Raw genomic sequence first — 23675 nt, forward strand, 5'->3', positions numbered from 1 at the left:
ACCCATCGGATAACAGGCTCATGCGAGCTAAAGTGAGAGCTTCATGGCCATAGTACCCCCTCCTCCTCGGCAGCAGCCTCCAAGTCCTTGCGTACTTCCTTGAGGTCCACCTCCTCGCCACCTAAGGCTTGAAGGCAGAGGGCCGACGCTCGGTGCCACTTGGGTCCCCTCTTGGTCCACTTCAGGAGCTGCTCGGCGGCACCTCTGACGTTTTTGCACCCGTAGCTGACACCGACCAGCTCGGTCTTCACGAACACCGGAGGGGAGAACCAGAAGGTTGCCATGAGGGGAATCTAGAGGGGGAAGAGGCCGCTGATAAGGGAACGATGTAGGCCCGCGCGGGTTTAGAGCGGGTTTAGAATTGCGGCGGTCAGTTCTCCGTGGAAGCACAGCCGCTGTGGGCCCGTCGCTTGTCCCTCAACGGCGGCGGGCTCTCCCTTGGGGGGCGTATTCGGCCCGCCCGGCCTTGCCGATTGCCTCAAGCAATGATGCCAGAGTTGGCGGCAGTTCTGGTTCGACCTCCAGCCCAAGCAGCTTGTGTACGTGATGACGATTGTCTTCAGCACTAATGAACTGCCGAATGAACTCGGCAACGGGGGGCTTTTGCCCGGCCCTATCACGCTTTGCCATGTCTGCTTGTCCCAACCCCGCCCAGCCGCAACTCGCGAAATACGGAATGGTTCCTTTAGGGGTCAGTAATGTTTGGTAGAAATTCTGAGCGCGAAGGACTGGCTGATCAACCGGCGGCCATCAGAGGATCATTCGCGTTGGTCGAAGGCTACCGCGCGCCCAAATGCCGGAGCCGCTTCCACGATAAACTCGATCAGATCACAGTCGGTCACTTCCCAATGGGGGCCATCTTCGCGCACCGCTGCTATGGTGGCCTTAACGGAGACGATTCCGCCGTATGGGGCTGCCTCGATGACCTCCATCACAAGGTCCTCGACTGTGCGCCCGTTGGTCGTCTTAACGTTCACCCGAGGGTTCCCCGAGCCGCTGCCCCAAGTAACCACTTGTTGCACTTTCCGGGAAAAAATCAATGTACGATTTCGTACGAAAAAAGGGGCCGGAATGTTTGGTAGAAATTTCTGGCGGGGTGCAGCAGAGCATCGAGGCGGAGTACGCAACAGCGATGAGTGAGCGCACGAGGCGGTTTGCTGAGCTAAAGGAGCGCTGCATGAACGACGGTCGCTTCAGTCGACTTCTCTGCCTAAATCTCGTGGCGGCTGGGTTTCCGGCAGATGAGGCAACCAAAATATCACCGCAGTTTGCCATTTTTAGCGCGATGGGGCTGGGGAGGACGAAGTAACGGCTCGTTCGCACGGCAGAGCTTGATGGTCTCAGGTCAAGCGTCGGTTGCAGAGGAGACACAAGGGTGGTACACAGACTGCACCGGCGACGAAAATTTACGAAGTAATATCAGATAGTTGTGCCATCGCTTGGCGAGTTCAATCCTCTCTCGCAGCACCAGTTTCACTGGTAAATCAACTTCTTAGACGTTTTGCCATTTACGTGAGCCGTCGTCGGCGTGCGGAACAAAGTGCGAAACTGCATGCCCTGGAGCGAAGAACCGGTAGGTTTCGGGCCAGAGACGTGATCGCTTACGATGCCAGCTTCGCCTTTTGTGCGGGTCGTTTCGGCGACTTCTTTTTGCTGAACGCCAGCAGACTCGCGGCCAGTTGTCCATGGACGGTGTCTACCTCCATCTATCTTGCCGTAGCTAGGCGGCCACGCGAATGTCGACTTCCACCGTGCGTCCCAGCGCTGAGAAGGCTGCTTCCAACTGTTCCAGTCTGGATCGGTGATCAAGCCTGAACAGGCGGTCGACAGACTCCCTCTTCCAATCCGATCGCGTGGCTAATTCTGCTCGCGTTATATCCGCATCCCTGAGCGACCAATAAAGGTTCAGCTTCAGCCAGGTCAGTGCCGGTAAATCGATGACCAATCCCGGTTGGCCATCTGGGCGAGGGACGTCCTCACCATCGTCGATCATACTTGCCAGTGCGGTCTCTATGGCATCAACCGCGTGCTGGAGCACACCCTGCTCATCTTCTGCGAACGTCACCACAATTGGCAATTGCGGGCATGTTATGAGCAGCGTTCCGTTATCGTCCGGTTCCACGTTGACACGATATCCAGCCATCACTTCAATCCCAACTGCTTTTTGATTGCATTGACCAAGCCTGTTCCGAGTTCCTTGCCAGCCATGCATTGGCAATTCCGACTTGCGATCACCACGACGGATGATCAGGTGGCTGGAGCCACCCTTCTTGGTTTCGAGGTGCAACCCTGTGCGGCGAGCCATAGAACTGCGCGCCCGGTTGTGGCACAAAGTCCAGCACAGCATGTTCGCCCAGGTGTTCTGCGCGCAAGGATGCTCAAAGGGGAGCCGGATCGACTGCCGCCAGGGCCTTCTCAGTTTTAAGTTCGGCCGCGGGTGGCGAAGGTTTTGCCAATCGCGCGTTTGCAGCCTATGCTCCGATATCGGCCGCCAGTGCTGCGGATGCAGCCGACAGTGAGAGGATACGTGCTCTTGCCCGTTCGGGAGAGAGCCGTGTCCCTTCCTCGCAATCATGTGCTGAAAACCCTCTCCCCAGAGGATTTCGCGCTGCTGCTGCCTTCGATGCATCATGTCCAACTGGACCTCAAAGCCCAGCTGGAGGTGCCGTATCAGCCGATCGAGCATGTGTATTTTCCAGAGGCGGGTATCGCTTCGGTGGTCGCCGCCATGACTGGAGGGCGGCAGAGTGAAGTCGGGATCATTGGCTATGATGGCATGACAGGCGTTGCCGTCATTCTCGGCCAGGACAGCTCTCCCAATGAGACCTATATCCAGGTCGCAGGCAATGGCTGGTGCCTGCCGGTTGAGAATCTTCGCTCTGAGGTGGCAAAGAGCCAGTCGCTTCGCGAGTCACTGCTTCGCTATGCCCACGCCTTCCTTGTTCAGTCATCGCGGACGGCACTGGTCAACGGCCACTCCAAGATCGAGGAACGGCTGGCCCGCTGGTTGCTGATGGTCCACGACCGGACCGAGGGAAACAAGATCCAGCTGACGCATGAATTTCTGGCGACCATGCTCGGCGCCCGGCGCCCCGGGGTCACCACCGCGCTGCAAATGCTGGAATATCGGGGGCTGGTTCACGCCAGGCGCGGCGAGATCACCATCGTCGACCGTGCCGGAATGAAAAAGCTCACGCATGGTGCCTATGGCGACGAGGAGCAACGTCACTTCGGCCCAGCCTCCGCCCGCCCGGCCTCCGCCTGATTGTCCGATATCAGACATATGCTTGAAGGCCGCCGCATGTTAGACGAAAGTCGTATTGTTGGCAGGGAGGAACTGTTGATGAGCCACACTTTTCACACAGTCACGGTTGAAGGCGCGACGGAGGCCTATGTCCTTTCCAGAGGCAAGGCTCGGTATCTCTCGATCGCGCAGGCGATACGCGCCATTCGAACCCTCATGCCGGCTTGCAAGGCCACCAACCATGAGTTGGAGGAGATGCTGGCGGCAGCATGCGTAGTGCACGGCGTGCCCGTCGCTTTCGACGCCAAAACAGCCGATGGCCTGGAACCACGGCTCCATTCGTAGGCCGGAAATGTCCGCGCCGCTGCAGAAGCCAAATTCATTGGATGTTCGGCAAGCGATTGTCCGCTACCTGATCGATCATGTCGACAATCCGAGCGTTTCGATATTCGAAGTGACCACCGCCGTGAGGAAGATGTTTCCACTTTGCGAACTCACGGATTGGCAAATTGGCGATCTCATTGCGAGAAGCGCCATCGACGCGGGATTTGCGATCGATTTCGATGCGGCCCCCTAGACGCCTCTGGGTAGCAGCATAGCGGCGCCTCGGTCTCTCACGGCGGACCAGGCTGGTAGCGCAGATCGTCCGCGACGATGGGGCCGCAGGTTCCCGAGCGGACTTGCGCGTCGCCGGCCTGCCGAGCGCAGCCGATACTGGATCAATCCTGAGCGGGAGCCTGCTATAATCCCGTATGGCCGCTCGCATAGTGATTATCCTGGCGCTGCTTTCCGCCTTCGCCTACGGCTTCGCAAAACTCGTGGAACGTTATGGCGACGCTGGCGACAAGCCCTCTCCGTGTGAAAAATGGCCACAGCCTGATTGTCCAGTCCCAAGCGCGCCACCTCAAGAAGAAACCAAGCCTTGAGCGGGCGTTCGCGGGCGCCCCAAGCATCGGCGTTGATGCGCCGTGGCAGCCGGTTCGTGCATAACCGGTGGAACAAGAATTGCTCCGCATCGTTGAGATAGCCATGCAACCCGCCGCGGCAGCAATCAAGCACCGCAGCTGAAGGTTGCTTGGAGGCTATAATGGGAAAGCAACTTACATTGGCTGCGGCAGGCATCCTTCTGCTCGTCGGTGTCAGCGCCGCCGCCGCTCAGGACGTCATTATTCAACCCGAGCATGACACCGTGATCCGGGAATACGTGAAAAAGAAACCGGTGGCATCACTCAGCCTTCCCGGCGTGGAGCTCAACATCGGCACAGCTTTGCCCGAAACAGTCGAGCTTTACGAGGTGCCGGACGTCCAGTACCGCTACGTCGTCATCGATGGCCGAACCGTCCTGGTCGATCCAGGTACCCGCAAGATTGTGAAGGTCTACGACTGACGTGACCCCTCACGCTGAAGCCCGTCTTGCCGAAAGGTGCGGCGGGCTGGCGCCTTCTCGACATCCCGATGTCGCAGAGATGGAAGGTGCAATATCGCGCTGGATAGTCATGCAACGGCGTGATTGCCCAATGCGCCAAATCCCGACAGACACCGGCGAGCAAACTCCCGCGAACAGTTCCGAGTATATTGGAAATGCTGATTTTTACTGATGCTGGTGATTGCCGGCTTCCTTCACCACCTTGACCTCCACCGTCATGCCGAGAAAGCTCGACGCGCTGCCGCAGTAGCTTCCGGAAAGAGGAATGGCTTGCCCGGGATGCCTGGCCACAGCCACCCTGATCAGGTCCCGGTTGCCGACAATGCCGTTGGTGGGATCGAACTCGACCCAACCCGCGCCAGGCAAATAGACCTGGCACCAGGCATGCGTCGACCCACCGCCGAGGACAGAAGCACTGTCGCGGTTCGGCACATAGACATAACCGGTCACAAACCGGGCGGCAAAACCGAGCGAACGAACCGCTTCCATCATAAACAGCGCAAAGTCCCGGCATGTGCCTCGACGCAGGTGCAAGGTCATGAGAGGCGGTTGCGTTCCTGATTCAGTTCGACGCGAATACACAAAGCTTTCGTGGATGGCGTAGCAAAGTGTCATCAGCAATTTGCCCGTCTCGGTGTGCCCTTTGGCGCTCACGAACTGTCGTGCCCATTTGCCGATCTCGTCGCCGTCATCGAGGTAATGGCGCTCGATGGTTTGGGTGAGGTCGGTTGCCTCGTCGGGATCGTAGGAAAATGGATAGCTGAGTGCTGCGTCATCGATACGGAAATCAGGCGCATGCTGCGGCGTGTGATCGAGCCGAATGTCTGTGACGAAACGCAGTTCGTCGCCCGAGCCGTTGAAGTCGATGACAGCAACGCAGTTTCCGAAAACGTCATGGATCCAGCCAATCTCTTTCGGCTCGGGGTCGACAAACAGGGCGTGATCCAGAAGTCGCTGATCGAAACTGTCGCGCGGCCTGAACATCAGCCGGTGCTCGCCGAACCTCACCGGTTGCGTGTAGCGATAGACGGTCGTGTGCTTGACTGAAAAGATCGGCATTGGCTTGCGTCGACCACCTGCGATATCAGCCCCATCATATAAGCTTTTTTGATGTGCAGCGGACAAAATGGGGCTGCCCTCAATACGGCGTGCCAGGCGGATTGATGAACAGACCGGCACGGCTAGCGCCGAAGTGATCATGCATGCCGGCCCGCTGCTCCTGGTTTCGTTGGGAGTATGGCCGCGAAAAAAGCAGCGGACGTGCGCCGCAGGCCTTTTGCAATCTCCAATTGGTAGACTCTCTCAAGGCCGGGGAAGTTAATCCTTGCGCCACGGAGGGCCAAGGCGAGGAACGTCGCAAACGGGAGGAAGCAATGAATGAAGACTACGAACTGGCCATAGACCAAGACAAGCCTTACGAAATAACTGCTTTCGCTAAAAAGCACGGCCTTACGACAAGGGCTGCCGAGCTGATCCTTTTCGCCTATAGCCCGTCCCGAGCGGCGTGCGATACTGCCGCAACGGCTTTCCTCACCGCCGTCGCCGTCCAAGCCAAGAGACAATCGGCGCGCTAGCTCCGAAAATCCGGGCGCGAGGGCTGGCGCAGATCAGCTCGCCGCCGTCGCATGCACCTGATTTCCGAGCGTGAACTTGGATGATTTCGAGGCTGCGCCGATCGACGGCGCAGCCTCGATATTGAAGACTCAGGTGAGGCTTCTGGACCAGTCATCTACCTGGCGCTCTGCCTCTTCCTTGGCGATTCCATACCGCTCCTGAATGCGGCCTGCGAGTTGGTCACGATTGCCCTCGATGCGGTCAAGGTCATCATCGGTCAGGTCACCCCATTGCTCCTTGGCCCTACCTTTGAACTGCATCCATTTTCCCTTGATTTGATCCCAGTTCATGAATTCCTCCTTTGCTGCTCAAAGGGAAATGCAAATGGCCACCACACGTTCCCGACGGCGGACCGCCGATGACGATTATTATTGGCGACGCAGCAAAAGCCGCCGGCCGAAGCCAGCGGGCGAATTCGAGCAGGATGGGACGATCCGCGTCTTGAAATCACACTCGACGGGAAGGTTCCTCAGCGTGATCAGGTGGCGCGCGCCAAGGCGATCGATATGACGTTGTCTGCATCCGCGCCCGGTAGATCGAACAGCATCGGGAGTTGGCGGGTCATGGCCATTTCAACGATCAACTCTTCAATGGACGCTGTCGGCAAGTCGGTCTCGACACTGTTCGAGATCATCGAGGCAAGCTTGTGGACTGGCACTGGTGCCGACTTCGCACGGTCGTCGAGCAACCTGCTGATTTCGATGACAACGTCTGCGTCAATGCTCTTTGGCAATTCGCGCATGGCTTTTCCTCCCTGCCCATATCATGCGCGTGCCCGAGGGCCGAGTCTCGAAAAATCAGGGCTGAGTCTCGAAAAATCGGCGTAAGGACTTAGCCAACGGGCGTGCGTCGGTCCGATTGCCTGGCCGTGCGTTCGGGCCTGCGGCGTAAAGCGCTTTGGTGTCGCATGTGGCAACGAAATTGCCCGTTTTGCGTTGGCCAATCAGACATTGTGAGCAAACGCGACAAAGGAGAGTAAGCATGGCAGCCGACGCGGCGAAGCTCTACCCACGCCACCGGGATCGGATCTCCGGCAGCGAGGCTTATGTGGTAACGCATTTTGCCCGGCAGAACGGCATCACCCCGGCGCAAGTCCATCAGTTGATCAGGAGATATGGAAGCGACCGCGCCAAGCTGGTGGCTGCGGCGAAGGAACTTCGCACGTCGTTTCGACCGGATATCCCCAAGGCCATGCTCGCCTCAGGGCGCCGCGCCGGGCGTTTTAGCGCCGGTGTTGATGCCGGAAATGGCTTGGGGAGACAGTGAGCAGCCTGCCTAAAAATTCAGACTTTTCCATCCTGGCCGCCGGCTTCTGTTCGCGATTTACTTGCTTCAATGGTCGCCTCCAGATCGGACCGGCTGCCATGTCGAACCGAGTAAGCTCGTGTAAATTCGGCGCCCAACAGAAAGATCACGGACGAATAAAAGACCCACAGCAGCACGACGAGCAGTGCACCGGCTGCCCCGTATGACGATGCGACGGCGCTGGTCCCGATATACCAGCCGATCAGCGACTTGCCGATCGTGAAGAGAAACGCCGTTACCACGGCGCCGACGCCGACGTCGCGCCATTGCAGCGCGCGGTCGGGCAGGACCTTGTAGATTGCCGCAAACAACAGCGCGATCAGCGCAAACGAAACGATCCCGTTGATAGCGCTGAGGATGAGGGTGCCAAAGGGCAGATATGCATTGATGATTTCGCCAAGCGCCGAAATTGCAGCGCTCGCGACCAGCGACACCAGCAGCAGGAAGCCAAGCGCCGCGACGAGCCCAAGGCTTGCGGCGCGAGCCCGCACAAGGCTGGAAATCGATGTCTTTCCCGGTTTGACTTTCCAGATCTCGTTCAGGGCAACCTGCATTTCGCCGAACACGCCGGATGCGGTAACCAGCAGCGTGACGAGCCCCAAAATGCTCGCAAGAGTTCCCGCCTCCTTGTGTGACGCGTTCTCGAGTGTCACTTGCAAAAGCTCGGCGCTCTGCGGACCCATCAGGCCCGCCATCTGTGCCGAAAGCGCCAGCTGCGCCGCATCGTTTCCGAAGGCCATGCCTGCGATGGCGACAACGATGAGCAGGATCGGCGCGAGCGAGGTCGTGGCATAGAACGCCATCGCTGCCCCGTGGCTCAAGGCATTGTCATTGATGAAGCCGAGCACGCTCTCCTTAAGGAGTGTCCAGCCCTCTTTCGCCACATTCCACATGTTTTGCCTCACCTGCTTCTCAAGAAAATAGAGGCAGTACCGCGGCGGACCAGAGTGTGGCAGGTCGCAAACCTCCATAGGGCAAACCTTTAGGATTGGCGGCGGAGGCCGGTCGGCAGCGAACGTCCTCAGTCCCTTCAGGCTCGGACTAAGAACCAATCCTCTGTGCAGAGGAATCAGGTGACGGATCTTGGCTTGTTTGGCGCGACCTGTCCCACGGCTCTTTTTGTGAGACCATCCTGCGTCGGGAAGGCCGCGAATGCCGCGATAGCTAGAAAAATCGGAATCCCCAATTCGAGGATTTCCTCGAACACTGTCGAGGTATCGATCCGGGCGAGATGGATGCCGAGAAATGTGAGATTCGACGGTGCCCCGTCGATGACCTTCGAAAGGACGGCGCAACCGATAGCGGCGGCAATGGCAACGGCAGTCGCTTCGCCGTGGCGAAGCCCGTGCACAAAGCTACGGAAGCCGTTCTTCAGGAGCAAATAGAAGGCAACGCCGAGGGCAATAACGACCATAGCGCCGATTAGCTTTTCCAACAGCGGAACGTCAGGCGAGATATAGAGGGTGGTCTTGGTGATGTTGTGGGTGGTGAAATGCGCATGAAAGTCCAGCTCGCGCAGGCACATCGCGATCAGGATGGCGACGAGATACCACCGCTTGAGCAGGTCCCGATATGAGATTTCCCGGACAAGCGTTGCCACGACGATCAGGTAGCCTGCGGCCGAGAAGACTTCAATTGGACCGCCTTCGCTGAGGTAAAACTTCCGTATGTCTTCGGGAAAGAAAGCGAGCGGAAGGGCGATGAGAAAGACGAGCACCAGCAGGGCAAGGCCCATTTGATTGAAATAGTGGCCTTTGCCGTAACCGGTCTTTCTTTCGCTCCACGCCATATCTGTCTCGCCCATCTGTCTTGTGCCGACTCTCTATTAATCGTGATTTCACTCAATTTGAAAGACTGGGCCGTTGTCAAGTTGCCGTTCCGTAATGCCCGGCCGCTTGCCGGCGCTCTGACGGCATGCCTGTGGCGAGCTAGTCGGGGCTAGCGCGGAGCCGACCCATTCGCTCACGCCACCGACCAGCCGCCATCGACCAGTATGTTGGCGCCGGTGATCAACGACGCGGCCGGGGAGGCGAGGAACACCACGGTGCCCGCGACGTCGATCGGGTCGCCGATGCGGCCGAGCGGGATGTGCCCGAGCACATGGGCATGAAAGTCCGGATCGGCGAGCGAGGGCCGTGTTCCGTCGGTCCAGATGAAGGTCGGCGCGACGCTGTTGACGGTGATCTTGTGCTGCGCCCATTCGGCCGCGAGGCAGCGGGTGAGGTGGTTTATCGCCGCCTTGGTCATGCAGTAGATGGCTTCGCCCTTCAGCGTCACCGTGCCGGCTTGCGAGCTGATGTTGATGATGCGCCCGGATTTTGCCGCTATCATCAGCCGTCCGACCGCCTGGGTGGTGAAGAACGTCCCCTTGAGGTTGACGTTCACGGTGAGGTCGAAATCCGCTTCGGTCACATTCTCCGCGAGGTTTTCGGGCCCGAGCCCGACATTGTTGACCAGCACGTCGATGCGGCCGAAGGCGGCGTTGGCGTCGGCGACAGCTTTTCGCACCGTCGCCAGATCGGTGAGGTCCATCTGCAGCGCCAGCGCGCGCCGGCCTGTGCGCTCGATCTCGGCGGTCAGATCCGCGCCGTCGGCTGTGTTGCGCACGCCGACGATGACGTTGGCCCCGGAGCCGGCGCAGGCGAGCGCGCAAGCACGTCCGATGCCGCGGGAGGCGCCGGTGACCAGCACGACCTTGTCAGCCAGATCGAATTTCGGCGTGAATTCATTTGTCATCTCAACCTCCCCTGAAAGCCTGTCCGCGCGTCGGCCGGACAGGCACGGTCTCCGCGTCGCTGGACACTATCTGGGCTGAACACTATCCGCTCGCGGTGTGAAAGCCAGCCACAAGAAATTGCCGACGGCGGCCGGTTTTGTTGGCAAAAGACTACCATTCCCTGCTATTCCCCCTTCAAATCAAAAGCAGTGGACTTGCGCATGACCAATGTCGCCTTGACCGGGCTGGCCCGCGATCTCGCCAAGCGCGCCGCGGAAGGCCGACCGGTGCGCATCGGCATCATCGGCTCCGGCGAGATGGGTACCGACCTGGTGACGCAAGGCATGCTGATGCCGGGCATTTCGGTGTGCGCCGTCTCGACCCGCCGCCCGCACACGGCGCGTGATGCCGTCCGCATCGCCTATGGCGATGAGGCGATGGCACGCGAGGCCGATACGCCGTCGAAGCTCAGCGAGGCGATAGAGAGCGGAAAAATAGCCATCACCTCGAACGAGATGCTGGTCACCAATCCGCTGATCGACGTCGTCATCGACGCCACCGGCAAGCCCGGCGTCGCCGCCGATTTCGACCTGATGGCGATGGAGCACGGCAAGCATCTGGTGATGATGAATGTCGAGGCCGACGTCACCATCGGCTGCTATCTGAAGCAGCAGGCCGATCGGCTCGGCGTCGTCTATTCGGTCGGCGCCGGCGACGAGCCGTCGAGCTGCATGGAGCTGATCGAGTTCGCCTCCGCGCTCGGCTACACCATCGTCTCGGCCGGCAAGGGCAAGAACAACCCGCTCGACCATGACGCGGTTCCCGACGACTATCGCGCGGAAGCGCTGCGCCGCAACATGAACCCGCGCATGCTGGTCGAGTTCGTCGACGGCTCGAAGACCATGGTCGAGATGTGCGCCATCGCCAACGCCACCGGGCTGGTGCCCGACATTGCCGGCATGCACGGTCCCAAGGCCGACCGGGATGAATTGGCCAAGGTGCTCATCCCGCGCGCCGACGGCGGCATCCTGTCGAGGAAGGGCGTCGTCGACTACACCATCGGCAAAGGCGTGGCGCCCGGCGTGTTCGTGATCGTCGAGGCCACGCATCCGCGCATCATCGAGCGCATGGACGACCTGCATATCGGCCATGGACCCTATTACAGCTTCTTCCGGCCCTATCATCTGACCTCGCTGGAAGTGCCGCTCACCGCCGCGCGCATCGCGCTCTATGGCAAGCCGGACATGGTGCCGCTGCCGAGGCCGGTTGCCGAAGTCTGCGCCGTGGCCAAGCGCGATCTGGCGGCAGGAGAGATTTTCGACGCCATCGGCGAGACCTGCTACCGCTCCTGGACCATGACTGTCGAAGAGGCCCGCGCCAACCGCGCCGTGCCCGTCGGCCTGCTCGAAGGCGGCAAGGTGCGGAGGCCGGTCCACAAGGGCGAACTGCTGACATCAGCCAATGCCGCGCCCGACCCGACCACCAGGCTGTTCGCCTTGCGCCGGCTGCAGGACGAGATGCTGTATGGAGATCAGGATAATGATCGAGAGGCGTGAATCCGAATTGAAGCGGGAAAGCGGACCGGGCAGGGACGGCCGGCCTGCAACAAGGATGAGATCGACGGGTTGTGGGGACATCCGGCGAGTGGAGCGACTATATCGAAGCGGCGATGCGGCCCGATCTGTTGAGACCGCTGGATCGCCGCACTTCTGGCCACTGTAACGGCATGGACCCTAGGATCCATGCCGTTACCTCTGAGCGTTGCAGCGTTTGAATACCAAGATTCTGTGACCTTTAAGCGCTGCTGCGCTGAACAGCAGGCAGCACCTCACCCGGGTCGATCGACCGCCGGCTGAATATCCACACCTGGCCCGCAGTCCGCTACTACTTTCCCAACTCGATCGATCGCAGCCGTGCAGCTTCCACCGCTTCGGTGAGCAGTTTTGTCAGCCGGTCCTCGCCCATCAGCACGGCAAGTGCGGCGGCCGTTGTGCCGTTGGGGCTGGTCACCTGCTGGCGCAGCACGCCCGCATCTTCGCCGCTTTCGGCGGCGAGCGAGGCGGCGCCATAGACCGTCTGCACGGCCAGCAGCCTGGCGGTTTTGGCTGGCAATCCGGCCTTCTCGGCAGCCACGGTCAGTGCTTCGATGAAATGGAAGACATAGGCCGGGCCAGACCCTGACACCGCAGTCACCGCGTCCATCAGGCCCTCGTCGTCGATATCTGTCACTTCGCCGCTCGCCGAAAGCAGATCGGCAACGAAACGCTTCGTATCGATCGAGACCAGCCGGTTGGAAAACACCACCATCATGCCCTTGCCGATCGCCGCCGGCGTGTTGGGCATGCAACGCACGATCGGCGCGCGATCGCCCAGAATGGCCTCGAAAGTGGCGACCGGCGTTCCGGCGGCGATGCTGAGGAAGGTGGTGCGGCCGTCATTGAAGCGCTTGTAGGCGGCAGTGACGTCGCGGATCACTTGCGGCTTCACCGCAATGACGACGAGGGCCGGCACCGCGTCCGCTGGAATGCCGCCGGCGTCCGCGGCAGCACTGCAGCCCAGCGCTTCGGCGCGCTTGCGCAGATCGGCATTGGGCTCGACAACGAAAACCGCCGCCGGGGGGAGCTTGCCCGATTTCAGCCAGCCCGAGAGCATGGCGTAGCCCATATTGCCGCAACCGGCGAGAACAAGCCTGATCGTCATAGAAAACCTCCGCTAGAGCATCGGACCCAAAAGTGGGTACCGGTTTTGGGACAATCCGATGCTCAAACAATTAGCATCGGACCCAAAAGTGGTTCCGGTCTTGGGACAATCCGATGCTCAACAATAAGCATCGGACCCAAAAATGGGTACCGGTCTTGGGTAAATCCGATGCTCAAACAACAAGATGACTTCCCATAGACGCTTGCGACCATGCGGGAAAGCCCTGTTGGGACGGAGGATCAGGACGGACCACGAACCGCCATCGGCCGCAGCGACACCTGCCTGAGGCCGAACATGGCGAACGCGAAGAACAGCCAAACCGGATCGGCGCGATGGAAGAAGAAGCTTTCGAGGAAGGCGTTCAGCGCCGCGAACAGCACCACCATCATGAAGAAGTCGCCGAGAAAGATGTTCTCCTTGCGCAAAGGGATGCGCATGTAATCGCGCAGCGGCGCGATCAGGAACGTGTAGATCGCCACGCACAGCGCCGGGATGCCCATCAGCACCGCGATGTCGAGGTAGCCGTTATGGCCGTGCACGATGGTTCGGATGTCCCAGGCCCGGTCGAAAGGCTGGTCCTGGTTCAACAGCAGCGGCGTGCCCCAGAAGCTCTCGAAGCCATAGCCGGTCCACGGCCGCTTGGTCAGCATCTCGCCGGCGAACTCCCACAGCGTCGTGCGCCCGGTGTAGGTCAGGTCGGGGAAATAGAGTGCCGTTAGATGCTTCACCGGCGGCAGGAAGACGATGCCCAGCGTGCCGATCGCCGCGGCGATGATGGCCAGCGCGAACAGGATCGGCGTCCCGAGCCGCATGCCGATCAGGCTCGGCAGCACGACGATCAGGATCGAAAACGGCACCAGTCCGGCCGTCGTCTTGGAACCGGTGTGCAGCATGAAGATCATCGCCGCGCAAAAGATCGATGCGCCCCAGAGCCGCTGTCCGCGCCGGTAGAGGTACAGCCCGGCGAAGCTGAAGCAGGCCATGACAGGCCCGGCGATGTTCTTGTGGGTGAACACGCCGCGCCACAGGCCGGCATGTTCCGGCTCCAGCGATGCGGTGGTGTGCAGCGCCTCGTTTGGAAAGACGATGAGCCCGATATAGGACAGGCCCATGACGACGACGATGGTGAAGATAATGACTTTCGAGAAGGCTTCGGCGTCGCGCGGAAGCGCCAGGATCGTCGCCATCGTCAAAATGCCGATCAGCGTGAAGAAAGCGGCGCGCATTGCCGACGGCGGATCGGTTGCCATCACCACCGAAAGCATCAGGAAAGCCAGCATCAGAAGCCAGCAAGGGCTGAGCATCGAACGCACCACGCGCGGGTCGGCGAAAGCTATGAGCGAGAAGACCGAGATCGCGCCAAGCGAGCCGAAGCCGAGCTGGTTGACGATGTCGCCGCCGTCGCCGGTCATCTCGGCGCCGGCCGGCTGGAACGGACGGAACGACACCAGGATGACGGTGAACAGCAGCGCGGCGATCGCGGTCGCGACGCCGTCGCGTGTGAAGGCCGCGCTGAGCGGCGCGCGTTCAGTTCTTCTCAGGCTGTCGGTATTGCTCATTGGCGTATCCGAATTCGGCAAGCACGCGGCCGACAGCGACATGGATTGGGTACAAGGCTGTCGCCAATGACCCCGTCCGCGCCAGCCTGGCCGCGCCGCGAAACGGTGAGACGGCAAGCAGCGCCAGGCTCTTCAAAAAAACCCTGATGCCGGCGAACGGCATGCCGGCCCGTTTCTTCTTCTCGACCAATGTCGAGATGACGCCGTTGCGCAGGCTGCGGGCACGGATCCAGTCGGCCTCGACGCGTCGGGCCGGAACTGTTTCATGCACTTGCGCCTCGGCGCACCAGCCAAGCACAAAACCTCTTTGTGCCGCCCGGCTTAGGAAATCGGAATCGCCGCCGCCCATGAAGTTGAATTTCAGGTCGAGAAACGGCGGCCCCATGGCGGTGAGCACGTTGCGCCCAACCAGCAGGTTGCCGGAGGAAAACAGCGCGGGCACCCGCCCGGTCTGCCGGTAGGGTGGCGCAAAGACCGGGTGCTCGGCCCATCTGGCATGGGCTGCGTCGGCAAACACCGGCATTTGCGGGCCCCCGACAATGTCGGCGCCGAGCGTCTCGGCCGCCTTGCACATGCGCTCGAGCCACTGCGGATCGGCGATCTCGTCGTCGTCGATGACCAGCAGGTGGCTGAGGCCGGGAAAGTGCAGGATCGCCGTCTGCCAGCCGGCATTGTAGGCGCTGCAATTGCCGCGCTCATGCGCGACGATCACCATGCCCGGAATGTCGCCGCGCTCGAACAGCGGCAGCGCCGCCTTGGCGCCGGCGCGCGCGTCGGCTTCGTTCTCGATGACGATGATTGCGAAGCGCCTGCCGGTTTCCTGGGCCTTGAGCGATGCAAGCGTCGCCAGCAGGTGCTCGGGCCGTTTGAAGGTCGGCAGCGTAACGACCGCCTCGACGGCAGCGGCGACAAGTCCCGGCGACCGCCCTGCGATCGATACCGAACCGTCCAATGGCAAAGGGATCATCCGTGTCCAGCCCGGGATGGTGAGTTTGGCTCTCGATAGCATCGCGACGATAACGTTTCGTTAATCACCTTCGCGGACAAGCCCGCAAATCGGCAACGCCGGGCCACCAAATAGCTTCACTTAATCAAGGCTTCACCGCGCGTTGTTAGCTGTATCCGCTCAGGATAGGTGAGATGCATCTGCTGTTCGCCACATCGATCGTGCCCGACGGAGCCCTTGCCTCGGGCTACGAGATCGCCAATGCCGCGATCATCGCCGCGTTGCGGCGCGCCGGCGCGCGCGTCACGGTCATCGGCTTCACTTGGCCGGGCAGGCCTGCGAGCGATCAGCAAAACACCATCGTGCTCGGCGCCGTCGATGTGCGCACCGAAACCGCCTCATCGCTGCAAAAGCTCGCCTGGGTTGCAAGGGCGATGCTCTCCGGCCTCACTTTCGCGTCAGTCAAGCTGCGCGTGGCCAACGACAGCGAGGTCCGCGCCGCCGTCGAACGCACCGGCCCTTTCGACGGCTACGTCTTGAATTCCGTGCAGTTCGCCGGCGCCTTCGAAAGGCTTTTCAGCGACCGAGCGTCGATCTTCGTCGCCCACAATGTCGAGCATCGTTCGGCGCAGGAGAACGCCGTTGCCGCCGACGGTCTTTTCCAGCGCCTGCTGTTTCGCCGTGAGGCAAGGCTGCTCAAGCTTGTGGAAGAACGGCTATGCCGCCGGGCACGCTTCGCCTTCACGCTGGCCGAAGAAGATCGCTCAGCACTCGGCGTCGCTTCCGACGACCGTTCGGCGGTGCTGCCGCTGGTGACTTGCGCCGAGCCGCCCGTGCAAAAAACCCCGCGCCGCATCGACTGCGACGCGGCGCTGATCGGCACCTGGACCTGGCAGCCGAACCGCATCGGCCTCGACTGGTTCCTGGAAAAGGTGGTGCCGCATCTCAGGCCCGATTTCCGGGTCAGGATTGCCGGCGGCATGCCGTCGGGCGTCAAGTCGGCGCATCCCGGCGTCGAGTTCGTCGGCCGCGTGCCGGACGCGCAGGCTTTCGTGCGCAGCGCCGCCGTCATCCCGCTGATCAGCACCTCCGGCAGCGGCGTGCAGCTCAAGACCATCGAAACCTTCGAGCTTGGCCTGCCCTCTGTCGCCACCAGCCATTCGCTGCGCGGCATCGACCATCGCCCGGTCAATTGCGTGGTGACCGATGACCCGATCGCCTTCGCCGGCGCCCTGGAAACAGCAGCAGCCGATGTCAGGGATGTCGACGGCAGCGCTTTCCACCGCCGGCAGCTGAAGGCGCTCGATGCCGCGATCAGGCTCGGCCTGCACAAGCTCGGGCCCGTCGGCCAGGAGGTGTTCGCATGAATATGCACAACACCGGCGCCGCTTTCGGGGCCGACAGCTTGAGATCGATCCTGGGCATCTCGGTCCTTGCCATCCGCTGGGACGATGCGGTCGCGCTGCTGACCCGGTTGATTGCAGAGCGGCGCTTCACCCAGGTCACCTTTCTCAACGCTCACAACGCCAATGTCGCCTATACCGACCCTGTCGTTGCGGAGGCGCTCGACGATTTTCTCATCCTGCCGGACGGCGTCGGCGTCGATCTGGCGGCGAAACTGCTTTATGGGGCGCCGTTTCCGGATAATCTCAACGGCACCGATTTCATCCCTGCCTTCCTGCAGGCGTCCGCCAGGCCGCTGACCGTGGGGCTGCTCGGCGCAACCCGGGTAAACGCCGAGGCGGCGTCGAAGAAGCTGGCAGCGCTCGCGTTGCAGCACCGGTTCGTCGTCATCCATGACGGCTATTTCTCTCCCGCCGAGGAGCCGGCAATCGTCGATCGCATCGCCAGGTTGCGGCCGGACGTGCTGCTTGTCGCCATGGGCGTGCCGCGCCAGGAATTATGGATCGCGCGCCACATCGACGCGCGCCACTGCACGCTGCCGATCGCCGTCGGCGCGCTGCTCGACTTCCTGAGCGGCACGGTGCCGCGGGCGCCGCTGTGGATGCGCCGGCTCAGGCTCGAATGGCTGTTTCGGTTGTGGATCGAACCGGGCCGCCTCTGGCGGCGCTATGTGGTCGGCAATCCCCTGTTCCTGTGGCGCGTCATCGGCCAGAAGTTCTTGCGCAGGCCCGCTCCTGCCAAAACTCGCCTTGGAGCAGATCCCGGAGCGAGCTGTTGAACAACCGGTTCGTGCCGAGCCCTGATAGCGAGGCCGATTTCCTTCGCCGGACGCCGACGGCGGCGGTCGTGACGGCAAGCTATGCGCCGGATCTGGAGCGCTGCCGCCTGCTGTGCGACACCCTCGACCGCTACGTTTCCGGCGTGGCGCACCACTATATTCTTGTCGAGCATAGCGACGTGCCGCTGTTTCGTCAGCTGGAGAACAATCGCCGCACCATCGTCGACGAGCGGGACCTGTTGCCGCGCTGGCTGCATGCCTTCGACGATCCGCTCAGCCTGTTCCGCCGGCGCATCTGGCTCAGCCTGAAGACCATGCCGCTGCGCGGCTGGCACGTGCAGCAGCTTCGCCGCATCGCGATATCGGCGCACGCCGGCGAAGACGTGCTGATCTTCTGCGATTCCGACGTGGCGTTCCTAAAACCTTTCGACTGCAGCGCCTTCTGGCGCGACGGCAAGGTGCGGCTGTTCCGCCGCGACGGCGTGCTTTCGGATGAAGGCCATGAGGAACACCGGATCTGGTCGCGCAATGCCGGCTCGGCGCTCGGCATCGAACCATCGGAGGTTTCGACCCACGATTACATTTCGACGCTGATTGCCTGGCGCCGCCAGACCGTGACGGCGCTGTGCGCGCGGATCGAGAAGAACCATGGCCGCAACTGGGTCGAGGTGGTCGGCGCGGCGCGCAAATTCTCCGAATGCATGATCTACGGCCGCTATGTCGACGAGGTGCTCGGCGGCGCCGGCCATTTCCATGGCGCGGAGGAGTTCTGCCGCGTCCACTGGACCGGCGAGGCGCTGTCGGATGACGAGTTCCGCCGTTTCGTCGCCGCCATGGCGCCGCAACAGGTGGCCATCGGCATGCAGTCCTTCATCGGCACCGATGTCGGCCGCATCCGCCGCCTGATCGGGCTGGATTAGTGCTGGGTTAAAGCCAATCACTCTGAACGACCGGGTTCAATCCCTTGCGGATGTTTAGTTGGGGCGTCGCATGACGCGATCTGACCCGTTAACGACCTTCCTGACATCGCGCTTCAACGTCCGCACAGGGGGTGAATGCTGTCATTGTTGCGCAGTCGTGAAGCGACGAGCCACTGAATCACGATCTCCGAGCAGGTAACGATCGGCCAGCGCCGTGATCACTCGGGATCAGTTCGACTCGCCGCCGCGGGGACAATGAGACCTTGGCATGCGACATGGCAGATACTGTGGGCTGGACAAATCATGGGCCGGCCGCATTCCGCCCCGACCCGGAACTCGGATTGGGACGCTTTGACAAAGCGCACGTGATTTCGTCGCGTGAGATACCAATGTCGTTAAGAATGTCATCCGGTGACCGGCTCAACCCGTCCGTTATCATCCACATAGCTTTTCGCTCGGCGCGAAGGCGGAACCATCCGCGAATGTAGCCAATGGTGCCATTATGAAAACTTGTCCACATCGAAGTCATTCCTTAATCATCTGCTCGAACACACGGCACGGAACGGCACTGGCGGTATTCACCGCGAGGAGGACCGGTTACGTCGCATCTGACTCGTCTCAATTCCGAACTTATCGGTCTCGTCCGGCTGGGCGCATCACGGCGGCTGCAACCGCGCCGGCGAGGGTTAAATGCTGATTGTTTTTCGTTACATAGTTCTGTTTCCTTTCAGCGATGATGGTTCATCAAGCGATCAAGTTGACATGCATAAGTTGTGCCGGCCGACAACATAAGGCCAGAACCATCATCTTCTTCTACAAACAATTGCTATGCTAAGTTTACGGTGCGTGAGGTCGCGCTCGAACACAACGAATATATATTTCAAAGCTAATTTTCTAGCTTTAGCAAGCTATATTTTAACGGCAAGCTTGACAAATCCACCGCTAACCTCTCGGTGCTCCACCCAGGGTGGTCAAGAGACGATCGGCAAAAACGGGTTTGCGGGCCAGGGCCGCTTCGGAGCGGGCGGCGGATGCTTCGTTCCTTCTCTCACCGCTTGCGCATGGGCGTTTGTCGCTACGCTATCGGCCTGCGTCGTGCTATACTTTTTGTTTGGCTTCCTTCGACGGGAACGGAGATGTTCGACCTGTCAACCTTGACGCGGAGAAGCATTGGCGTTGCTCTTGTCGGTTGCGCGTTCCTCGCGCCGGCTGCCATGGGAGCGGGAGATACTGAAGATGTCGCGATGGGAATCCGCATTGCGGAATTGCTTCGCGCTGGGCGAAGCGTTGTCTCCAACTATCAGACACTAATCAACGATCCCGCACTTGGCGACAAGCACCTCGACAGCGAGCGGTTTGCGAGCGAGGCCATCGCCGTTTACTCAAAAAACACCGGCCAGGACCCGTTTTCCGGCGAATTGACCAATCGCGACCGGCGTCTGCTTCAGGCCCAGATTGGGGCTATGCGGGAGGTGGTGGACGAGCAGCAAGATGACATCAACCGCGCTGGGATCGGGTTCAAGGGCTTCGTGCCGGCCGTTTTCGCGCGTCTGTTGAATGAGAAATTCGCCGCCAAGGTTGGCAACGAAGCTCTGGTGCGCGTGACTGCGCCCGAGCAACTCGTGCGCAACCGCAAATCTCTTCCGGACGCTTGGGAAGCCAGCATCATCGTAAGCGTCTTTTCAGATCCGAAGAGAGCAAAAGGCGAAGCCTACACGGATGTGACGGAGGTGGAGGGACGCCCGGCATTTCGAATGCTCCTGCCCGAATACTATACGGAGTCGTGCCTTTCCTGCCACGGCGAGCCGAAGGGCGAGATCGACATAACTGGATATCCCAAGGAGGGCGGAAAAGCCGGCGATCTGGGGGGCGCAATCAGCATCGTCTTGTTCAAATGAGCGTCCTGGAACAGACACCCCACGAGGTGGAAGCCATACCGGCGCCGTCGAAATCCCTGGGACGTCGCCTTGCCAGTCTGCCGATCGCGGCCCGCGTAGCTGCACTGACAGCGGCCGGCCTCGTCAGTCTCATCGTATCTTCCATCCTTCTCACGCAAGCGCTTTATCGCAGTGCCGACCGCACCGCAGACACTAAGGCATTGTTCGATCTCGCGGCGACTGCGGCTGCGGCGCACGTGACCTTTGGCGAATTGCGATACTGGCTCACCGATTTGTCGGTCAGCTTGCTAATGAACTCCCAGCGGAGTGCCGAGCAGGCGCGTGAGCGACTGCTGGACCAATTGGACGGCCTTTCGAAATCATCCCCCGATGCAGTGAGGGAAATCCGTGTCGAGATCGATGACTACGTCAAAAGGGCACTAGACGCGGCGGACAGCTATACTCGGGATAACCGCATCATTGGAAACGCTCTCCTGGCCGAGGCGCGAACCCACAGCACGAATGTCGATGCCGCCCTTAACAAACTTGTCGAGCAAGTGAGCGCCGAGGCAGAAGCTGCTCGCAACGAGGCTGTAAGGCTAGCCCAGAAAACCGCGACTACCGCTGCCATTCTGGTGGTCATCGTGCTGTTGATTGGGTCGCTTCTTACAATCCTTGTTCTTCGCTCGATCATTGGCCCGTTACGGCGGCTGAACCGGGTCATCGGCGAACTGACGCAAGGACGCTACGATATTGAAATACCGATTGAGGGAGGCGACGAACTCGGCGCAATGTCGCGGACGCTTCGACTTTTTCGCGCGGGCGCGATTGAAAAGAAACGACTGGAAGACGAGGCGGAGCAGCAAAGACGGACGATCGCAGCGGCGCTTGAGGCAATTTCTGACGGATTTGTCCTATTCGATCCGCAGGACAGGGTCATCCTGGCCAACAGCAAATTTTGCGAATTCTTCCCTGACCATGCGCGAGCTTCTCTTCCTGGGCAAAGCTTCCAAGAAATCTTGGAGCAACGCCTGGCGGGCGGGCAAGTCGACCTTGCGGGCGCGTCGCCGGAGGAGTGGATTGCCCAGCGGTTACACATTCACAAGGACCCGGCGGGCTTCGTCGGTGAGGATCGCTTCGGCGACAGATGGGTTCGCGTAAGCAGGCGAAAAACGCCTGACGGCGGCGCGGTCGCCGTTTACACCGACATCACGGAATTGAAACAGAGACAAGACGAACTCGAGCGCGCCAAGAGCCGTGCTGAATCGACGAATGAAGCCAAGAGCCGCTTCGTCGCATCCGTCAGCCACGAACTGCGTACGCCGCTGAACGCGATTATTGGCTACAGCGAGATGCTGATCGAAGATGCGAGCGACCATCACATGGTGGAATTCGTTCCGGAACTGGAGAAGATCGCCGCGGCTGGTCGCCATCTCCTGGCGCTCATCAACGACATCCTCGACTTATCGAAGATCGAGGCGAACAAGATGGAAATTTTCTTAGAAACGTTCGACGTCGCCGATTTGATGCGCGACGTCCGGGCCACAGTCGCGCCTCTGATGGCGAAAAACCGAAACGGTTTCGTACTGGACCTCGAGGACGACCTCGGGAAAATGCATTCGGACCAGACGAAGTTGCGTCAGAACCTGTTTAACCTGCTCAGCAACGCCGCCAAGTTTACCGAAGGGGGTCGAGTAACACTCGCGGTGCGTCGCGACAGGCGACCAAACGGCGATTGGCTGATATTCAAAGTGTCCGACACCGGGATCGGGATGACGTCGGAGCAGCAGGAACGGCTCTTCGACGCTTTTACGCAGGCGGACGCATCCACCACTCGCAACTATGGCGGAACGGGGCTTGGCCTCAGTATAACCCGGAGTTTTAGCCGAATGATCGGAGGCGTTGTAAAGGTCGAGAGCGAACTCGGAAAAGGCTCGACCTTCACAATGGAGATTCCAGCCGAGTTCAAAAAAGAATCTAGCGAGCAACACCCCTCCGAAGCTGTGCCGTTGCCGCCACGAGACAAGGCGGTTCTGATCATAGATGATGAACCAGCCGCCCGAACCGTCATCGCCAGCGCTTTGGCGGAGGCGGGACTGGCATCGTTCGAAGCAGCAAGCGGCGAGGAAGGAATAGCCGCTGCTCGAGCGCATCGCCCCGCGGCGATCATTCTCGACATCATCATGCCGCATCAGGACGGCTGGTCAGTGCTGCGATCTCTGAAGAACGATAGGGAGCTTTGCGAGATTCCTGTGATCCTTGCGACTATACTTGCAGATCGCGAACTCGGCCTCTCACTCGGGGCGGTTGAATACCTGACGAAGCCGATCGACACCGAGAAGCTGATTCAAACAATTGAGGCTTGCGGCGGTGGCAACCGCGATGTGCTTGTAATTGATGACGACCAAGCCTCCCGCGATTTCCTTCGGCGTATCCTGATCAAAAAGGATTGGCGGGTTCACGAGGCAAGCGACGGCGTGCGCGGCCTTGGCCTGATGAAACGGTTGTTGCCGCGCCTGGTGGTGCTTGATCTGCTGATGCCCGAAATGGACGGGTTTCAGACATTGAGTGAAATGCAGCAGACGCCCGAACTGCAGAACATTCCGGTGGTCGTAGTTACCTCGAAAGATCTGTCGATGAACGAGCTCGAATGGCTCCGCGATAGGGCGGTTGCCGTTGTGACCAAGGGCGCGAACAGCAGGTCTCAATTGGTCAAGGCGCTCGAACGCCAGATTTCCGCGGCCGAGTAGGTTGGCCCGGCATCTCAGTTCGTTGACCCATCGTTAGAAGAGGCCGAAGATGACGAGAATCCTTCTGGTGGAAGACAACGAAATGAATCGCGACATGCTCTCGCGGCGGTTGTCGCGGCGTGGGTTCGAAGTGCTTATTGCGGAAAACGGACAATCCGGCGTGGAACTAACCATTTCGGAAAGACCGGATCTGATCCTTATGGATATGAGCCTGCCCGTGATGGACGGATGGGAGGCGACACGGCGGATCAAGGCTGATCCGGCCACCTCGGGGATCCCTATAATCGCGCTTTCTGCGCATGCTATGACCAGCGATCGGGAATTGGCGCTTGAGGCCGGCTGCGATGACTACGACAGCAAGCCGGTGGACCTGCCGAGGCTTGTCCAGAAAATCGAACAATTGCTTGCCGCAAATCCGTGAGCCGCCGAGTCGGCG

27 protein-coding genes are annotated in these 23675 nt (G+C 60.4%); 14 read left to right on the forward strand and 13 right to left on the reverse strand.

Annotation, left to right across the window (positions count from 1 at the left end):
- Positions 1–41: 41 nt before the first annotated feature.
- From NMG70_RS26205 to NMG70_RS26215, 3 genes are all read right to left on the reverse strand, one after another.
- The gene (locus NMG70_RS26205; protein ID WP_254027197.1) at positions 42–284 is read right to left on the reverse strand and encodes a DUF982 domain-containing protein; all 243 of its coding nucleotides are present in this window, start codon (positions 282–284) and stop codon (positions 42–44) included.
- Between the two features lie 133 nt (positions 285–417).
- Positions 418–630 (reverse strand): hypothetical protein, encoded by a 213-nt coding sequence (locus tag NMG70_RS26210; RefSeq protein WP_254027198.1) that lies wholly within the window; start codon positions 628–630, stop codon positions 418–420.
- A gap of 128 nt (positions 631–758) precedes the next feature.
- Positions 759–932, reverse strand: a complete 174-nt coding sequence (locus tag NMG70_RS26215; protein WP_254027199.1) for a hypothetical protein — start codon at positions 930–932, stop codon at positions 759–761.
- A 107-nt stretch (positions 933–1039) separates the two neighbouring features.
- On the opposite strand from NMG70_RS26215, the gene NMG70_RS26220 reads away from it, so the two are divergent.
- Entirely contained in the window at positions 1040–1309 is a 270-nt protein-coding gene (locus NMG70_RS26220) for a hypothetical protein (protein WP_254027200.1), read from the forward strand.
- 411 nt (positions 1310–1720) lie between these two features.
- Here NMG70_RS26220 and NMG70_RS26225 read toward each other — a convergent pair whose 3' ends face one another.
- Positions 1721–2305, reverse strand: a complete 585-nt coding sequence (locus tag NMG70_RS26225; RefSeq protein WP_254027201.1) for a type II toxin-antitoxin system HicB family antitoxin — start codon at positions 2303–2305, stop codon at positions 1721–1723.
- A gap of 198 nt (positions 2306–2503) precedes the next feature.
- Between NMG70_RS26225 and NMG70_RS26230 the strand changes: the two genes are divergently transcribed.
- The 4 genes from NMG70_RS26230 (at position 2504) to NMG70_RS26245 (ending at position 4631) form a co-directional block, all read left to right on the forward strand.
- The gene (locus NMG70_RS26230) at positions 2504–3265 is read left to right on the forward strand and encodes a Crp/Fnr family transcriptional regulator (RefSeq protein WP_254027353.1); all 762 of its coding nucleotides are present in this window, start codon (positions 2504–2506) and stop codon (positions 3263–3265) included.
- A gap of 78 nt (positions 3266–3343) precedes the next feature.
- Entirely contained in the window at positions 3344–3589 is a 246-nt protein-coding gene (locus tag NMG70_RS26235) for a hypothetical protein (protein WP_436798460.1), read from the forward strand.
- 7 nt (positions 3590–3596) lie between these two features.
- Positions 3597–3821, forward strand: coding sequence for a hypothetical protein (locus NMG70_RS26240; RefSeq protein ID WP_254027203.1), 225 nt, complete (start codon positions 3597–3599; stop codon positions 3819–3821).
- A 510-nt stretch (positions 3822–4331) separates the two neighbouring features.
- Positions 4332–4631 (forward strand): DUF1236 domain-containing protein, encoded by a 300-nt coding sequence (locus NMG70_RS26245; protein ID WP_254016601.1) that lies wholly within the window; start codon positions 4332–4334, stop codon positions 4629–4631.
- A 204-nt stretch (positions 4632–4835) separates the two neighbouring features.
- Here NMG70_RS26245 and NMG70_RS26250 read toward each other — a convergent pair whose 3' ends face one another.
- Positions 4836–5729, reverse strand: coding sequence for a transglutaminase family protein (locus NMG70_RS26250; protein ID WP_254027354.1), 894 nt, complete (start codon positions 5727–5729; stop codon positions 4836–4838).
- 314 nt (positions 5730–6043) lie between these two features.
- Between NMG70_RS26250 and NMG70_RS26255 the strand changes: the two genes are divergently transcribed.
- Positions 6044–6244 (forward strand): hypothetical protein, encoded by a 201-nt coding sequence (locus NMG70_RS26255; RefSeq protein WP_254027204.1) that lies wholly within the window; start codon positions 6044–6046, stop codon positions 6242–6244.
- Between the two features lie 129 nt (positions 6245–6373).
- Here NMG70_RS26255 and NMG70_RS26260 read toward each other — a convergent pair whose 3' ends face one another.
- The gene (locus NMG70_RS26260) at positions 6374–6574 is read right to left on the reverse strand and encodes a CsbD family protein (RefSeq protein WP_091595138.1); all 201 of its coding nucleotides are present in this window, start codon (positions 6572–6574) and stop codon (positions 6374–6376) included.
- A 188-nt stretch (positions 6575–6762) separates the two neighbouring features.
- Positions 6763–7026 carry a hypothetical protein gene (locus NMG70_RS26265; protein WP_254027205.1) on the reverse strand — a complete coding sequence of 88 codons (264 nt, stop codon included), beginning with the start codon at positions 7024–7026 and terminating at the stop codon, positions 6763–6765.
- A 239-nt stretch (positions 7027–7265) separates the two neighbouring features.
- Here NMG70_RS26265 and NMG70_RS26270 point away from each other — a divergent pair, with 239 nt between their 5' ends.
- Positions 7266–7550, forward strand: coding sequence for a DUF3606 domain-containing protein (locus NMG70_RS26270; protein ID WP_254027206.1), 285 nt, complete (start codon positions 7266–7268; stop codon positions 7548–7550).
- Positions 7551–7567: 17 nt separating this feature from the next.
- Here NMG70_RS26270 and NMG70_RS26275 read toward each other — a convergent pair whose 3' ends face one another.
- The 3 genes from NMG70_RS26275 to NMG70_RS26285 all read right to left on the reverse strand — a co-directional run bounded on the left by NMG70_RS26275 (position 7568) and on the right by NMG70_RS26285 (position 10325).
- Positions 7568–8482 (reverse strand): YihY/virulence factor BrkB family protein, encoded by a 915-nt coding sequence (locus tag NMG70_RS26275; protein WP_436798461.1) that lies wholly within the window; start codon positions 8480–8482, stop codon positions 7568–7570.
- Between the two features lie 176 nt (positions 8483–8658).
- The gene (locus NMG70_RS26280) at positions 8659–9393 is read right to left on the reverse strand and encodes a hypothetical protein (RefSeq protein ID WP_254027207.1); all 735 of its coding nucleotides are present in this window, start codon (positions 9391–9393) and stop codon (positions 8659–8661) included.
- A gap of 158 nt (positions 9394–9551) precedes the next feature.
- Positions 9552–10325 carry an SDR family NAD(P)-dependent oxidoreductase gene (locus tag NMG70_RS26285; protein WP_254027208.1) on the reverse strand — a complete coding sequence of 258 codons (774 nt, stop codon included), beginning with the start codon at positions 10323–10325 and terminating at the stop codon, positions 9552–9554.
- Positions 10326–10526: 201 nt separating this feature from the next.
- On the opposite strand from NMG70_RS26285, the gene NMG70_RS26290 reads away from it, so the two are divergent.
- Positions 10527–11861, forward strand: coding sequence for an NAD(P)H-dependent oxidoreductase (locus NMG70_RS26290; protein ID WP_254027209.1), 1335 nt, complete (start codon positions 10527–10529; stop codon positions 11859–11861).
- 328 nt (positions 11862–12189) lie between these two features.
- Here NMG70_RS26290 and proC read toward each other — a convergent pair whose 3' ends face one another.
- From proC to NMG70_RS26305, 3 genes are all read right to left on the reverse strand, one after another.
- On the reverse strand, positions 12190–13005 hold the full coding sequence (gene proC / locus NMG70_RS26295; RefSeq protein ID WP_254027210.1) for a pyrroline-5-carboxylate reductase: 816 nt from the start codon (positions 13003–13005) through the stop codon (positions 12190–12192).
- Between the two features lie 239 nt (positions 13006–13244).
- The gene (locus NMG70_RS26300) at positions 13245–14564 is read right to left on the reverse strand and encodes an O-antigen ligase family protein (protein ID WP_254027211.1); all 1320 of its coding nucleotides are present in this window, start codon (positions 14562–14564) and stop codon (positions 13245–13247) included.
- The gene (locus NMG70_RS26305) at positions 14533–15531 is read right to left on the reverse strand and encodes a glycosyltransferase family 2 protein (protein WP_254027212.1); all 999 of its coding nucleotides are present in this window, start codon (positions 15529–15531) and stop codon (positions 14533–14535) included. Before NMG70_RS26305 ends, NMG70_RS26300 begins: the two co-directional genes overlap by 32 nt.
- A 173-nt stretch (positions 15532–15704) precedes the next feature.
- On the opposite strand from NMG70_RS26305, the gene NMG70_RS26310 reads away from it, so the two are divergent.
- From NMG70_RS26310 to NMG70_RS26335, 6 genes are all read left to right on the forward strand, one after another.
- Complete coding sequence (locus NMG70_RS26310) at positions 15705–16877, forward strand: glycosyltransferase (protein WP_254027213.1); 1173 nt, start codon at positions 15705–15707, stop codon at positions 16875–16877.
- Positions 16874–17692, forward strand: coding sequence for a WecB/TagA/CpsF family glycosyltransferase (locus NMG70_RS26315; protein WP_254027214.1), 819 nt, complete (start codon positions 16874–16876; stop codon positions 17690–17692). Before NMG70_RS26310 ends, NMG70_RS26315 begins: the two co-directional genes overlap by 4 nt.
- Positions 17689–18612: a DUF6492 family protein gene (locus NMG70_RS26320; protein ID WP_254027215.1), complete on the forward strand. Its 924-nt coding sequence runs from the start codon at positions 17689–17691 to the stop codon at positions 18610–18612. The genes NMG70_RS26315 and NMG70_RS26320 overlap by 4 nt, the downstream gene beginning before the upstream one ends.
- Positions 18613–19748: 1136 nt before the next feature.
- Positions 19749–20510 carry a Tll0287-like domain-containing protein gene (locus NMG70_RS26325; RefSeq protein WP_254027355.1) on the forward strand — a complete coding sequence of 254 codons (762 nt, stop codon included), beginning with the start codon at positions 19749–19751 and terminating at the stop codon, positions 20508–20510.
- Positions 20507–23239: a hybrid sensor histidine kinase/response regulator gene (locus NMG70_RS26330; protein WP_254027216.1), complete on the forward strand. Its 2733-nt coding sequence runs from the start codon at positions 20507–20509 to the stop codon at positions 23237–23239. The genes NMG70_RS26325 and NMG70_RS26330 overlap by 4 nt, the downstream gene beginning before the upstream one ends.
- A 49-nt stretch (positions 23240–23288) precedes the next feature.
- Entirely contained in the window at positions 23289–23660 is a 372-nt protein-coding gene (locus tag NMG70_RS26335; protein ID WP_031255744.1) for a response regulator, read from the forward strand.
- Positions 23661–23675: the final 15 nt, after the last annotated feature.

The sequence above is a fragment of the Mesorhizobium ventifaucium genome, from assembly GCF_935822925.1.
Taxonomy (GTDB): Bacteria; Pseudomonadota; Alphaproteobacteria; order Rhizobiales; family Rhizobiaceae; genus Mesorhizobium; species Mesorhizobium ventifaucium.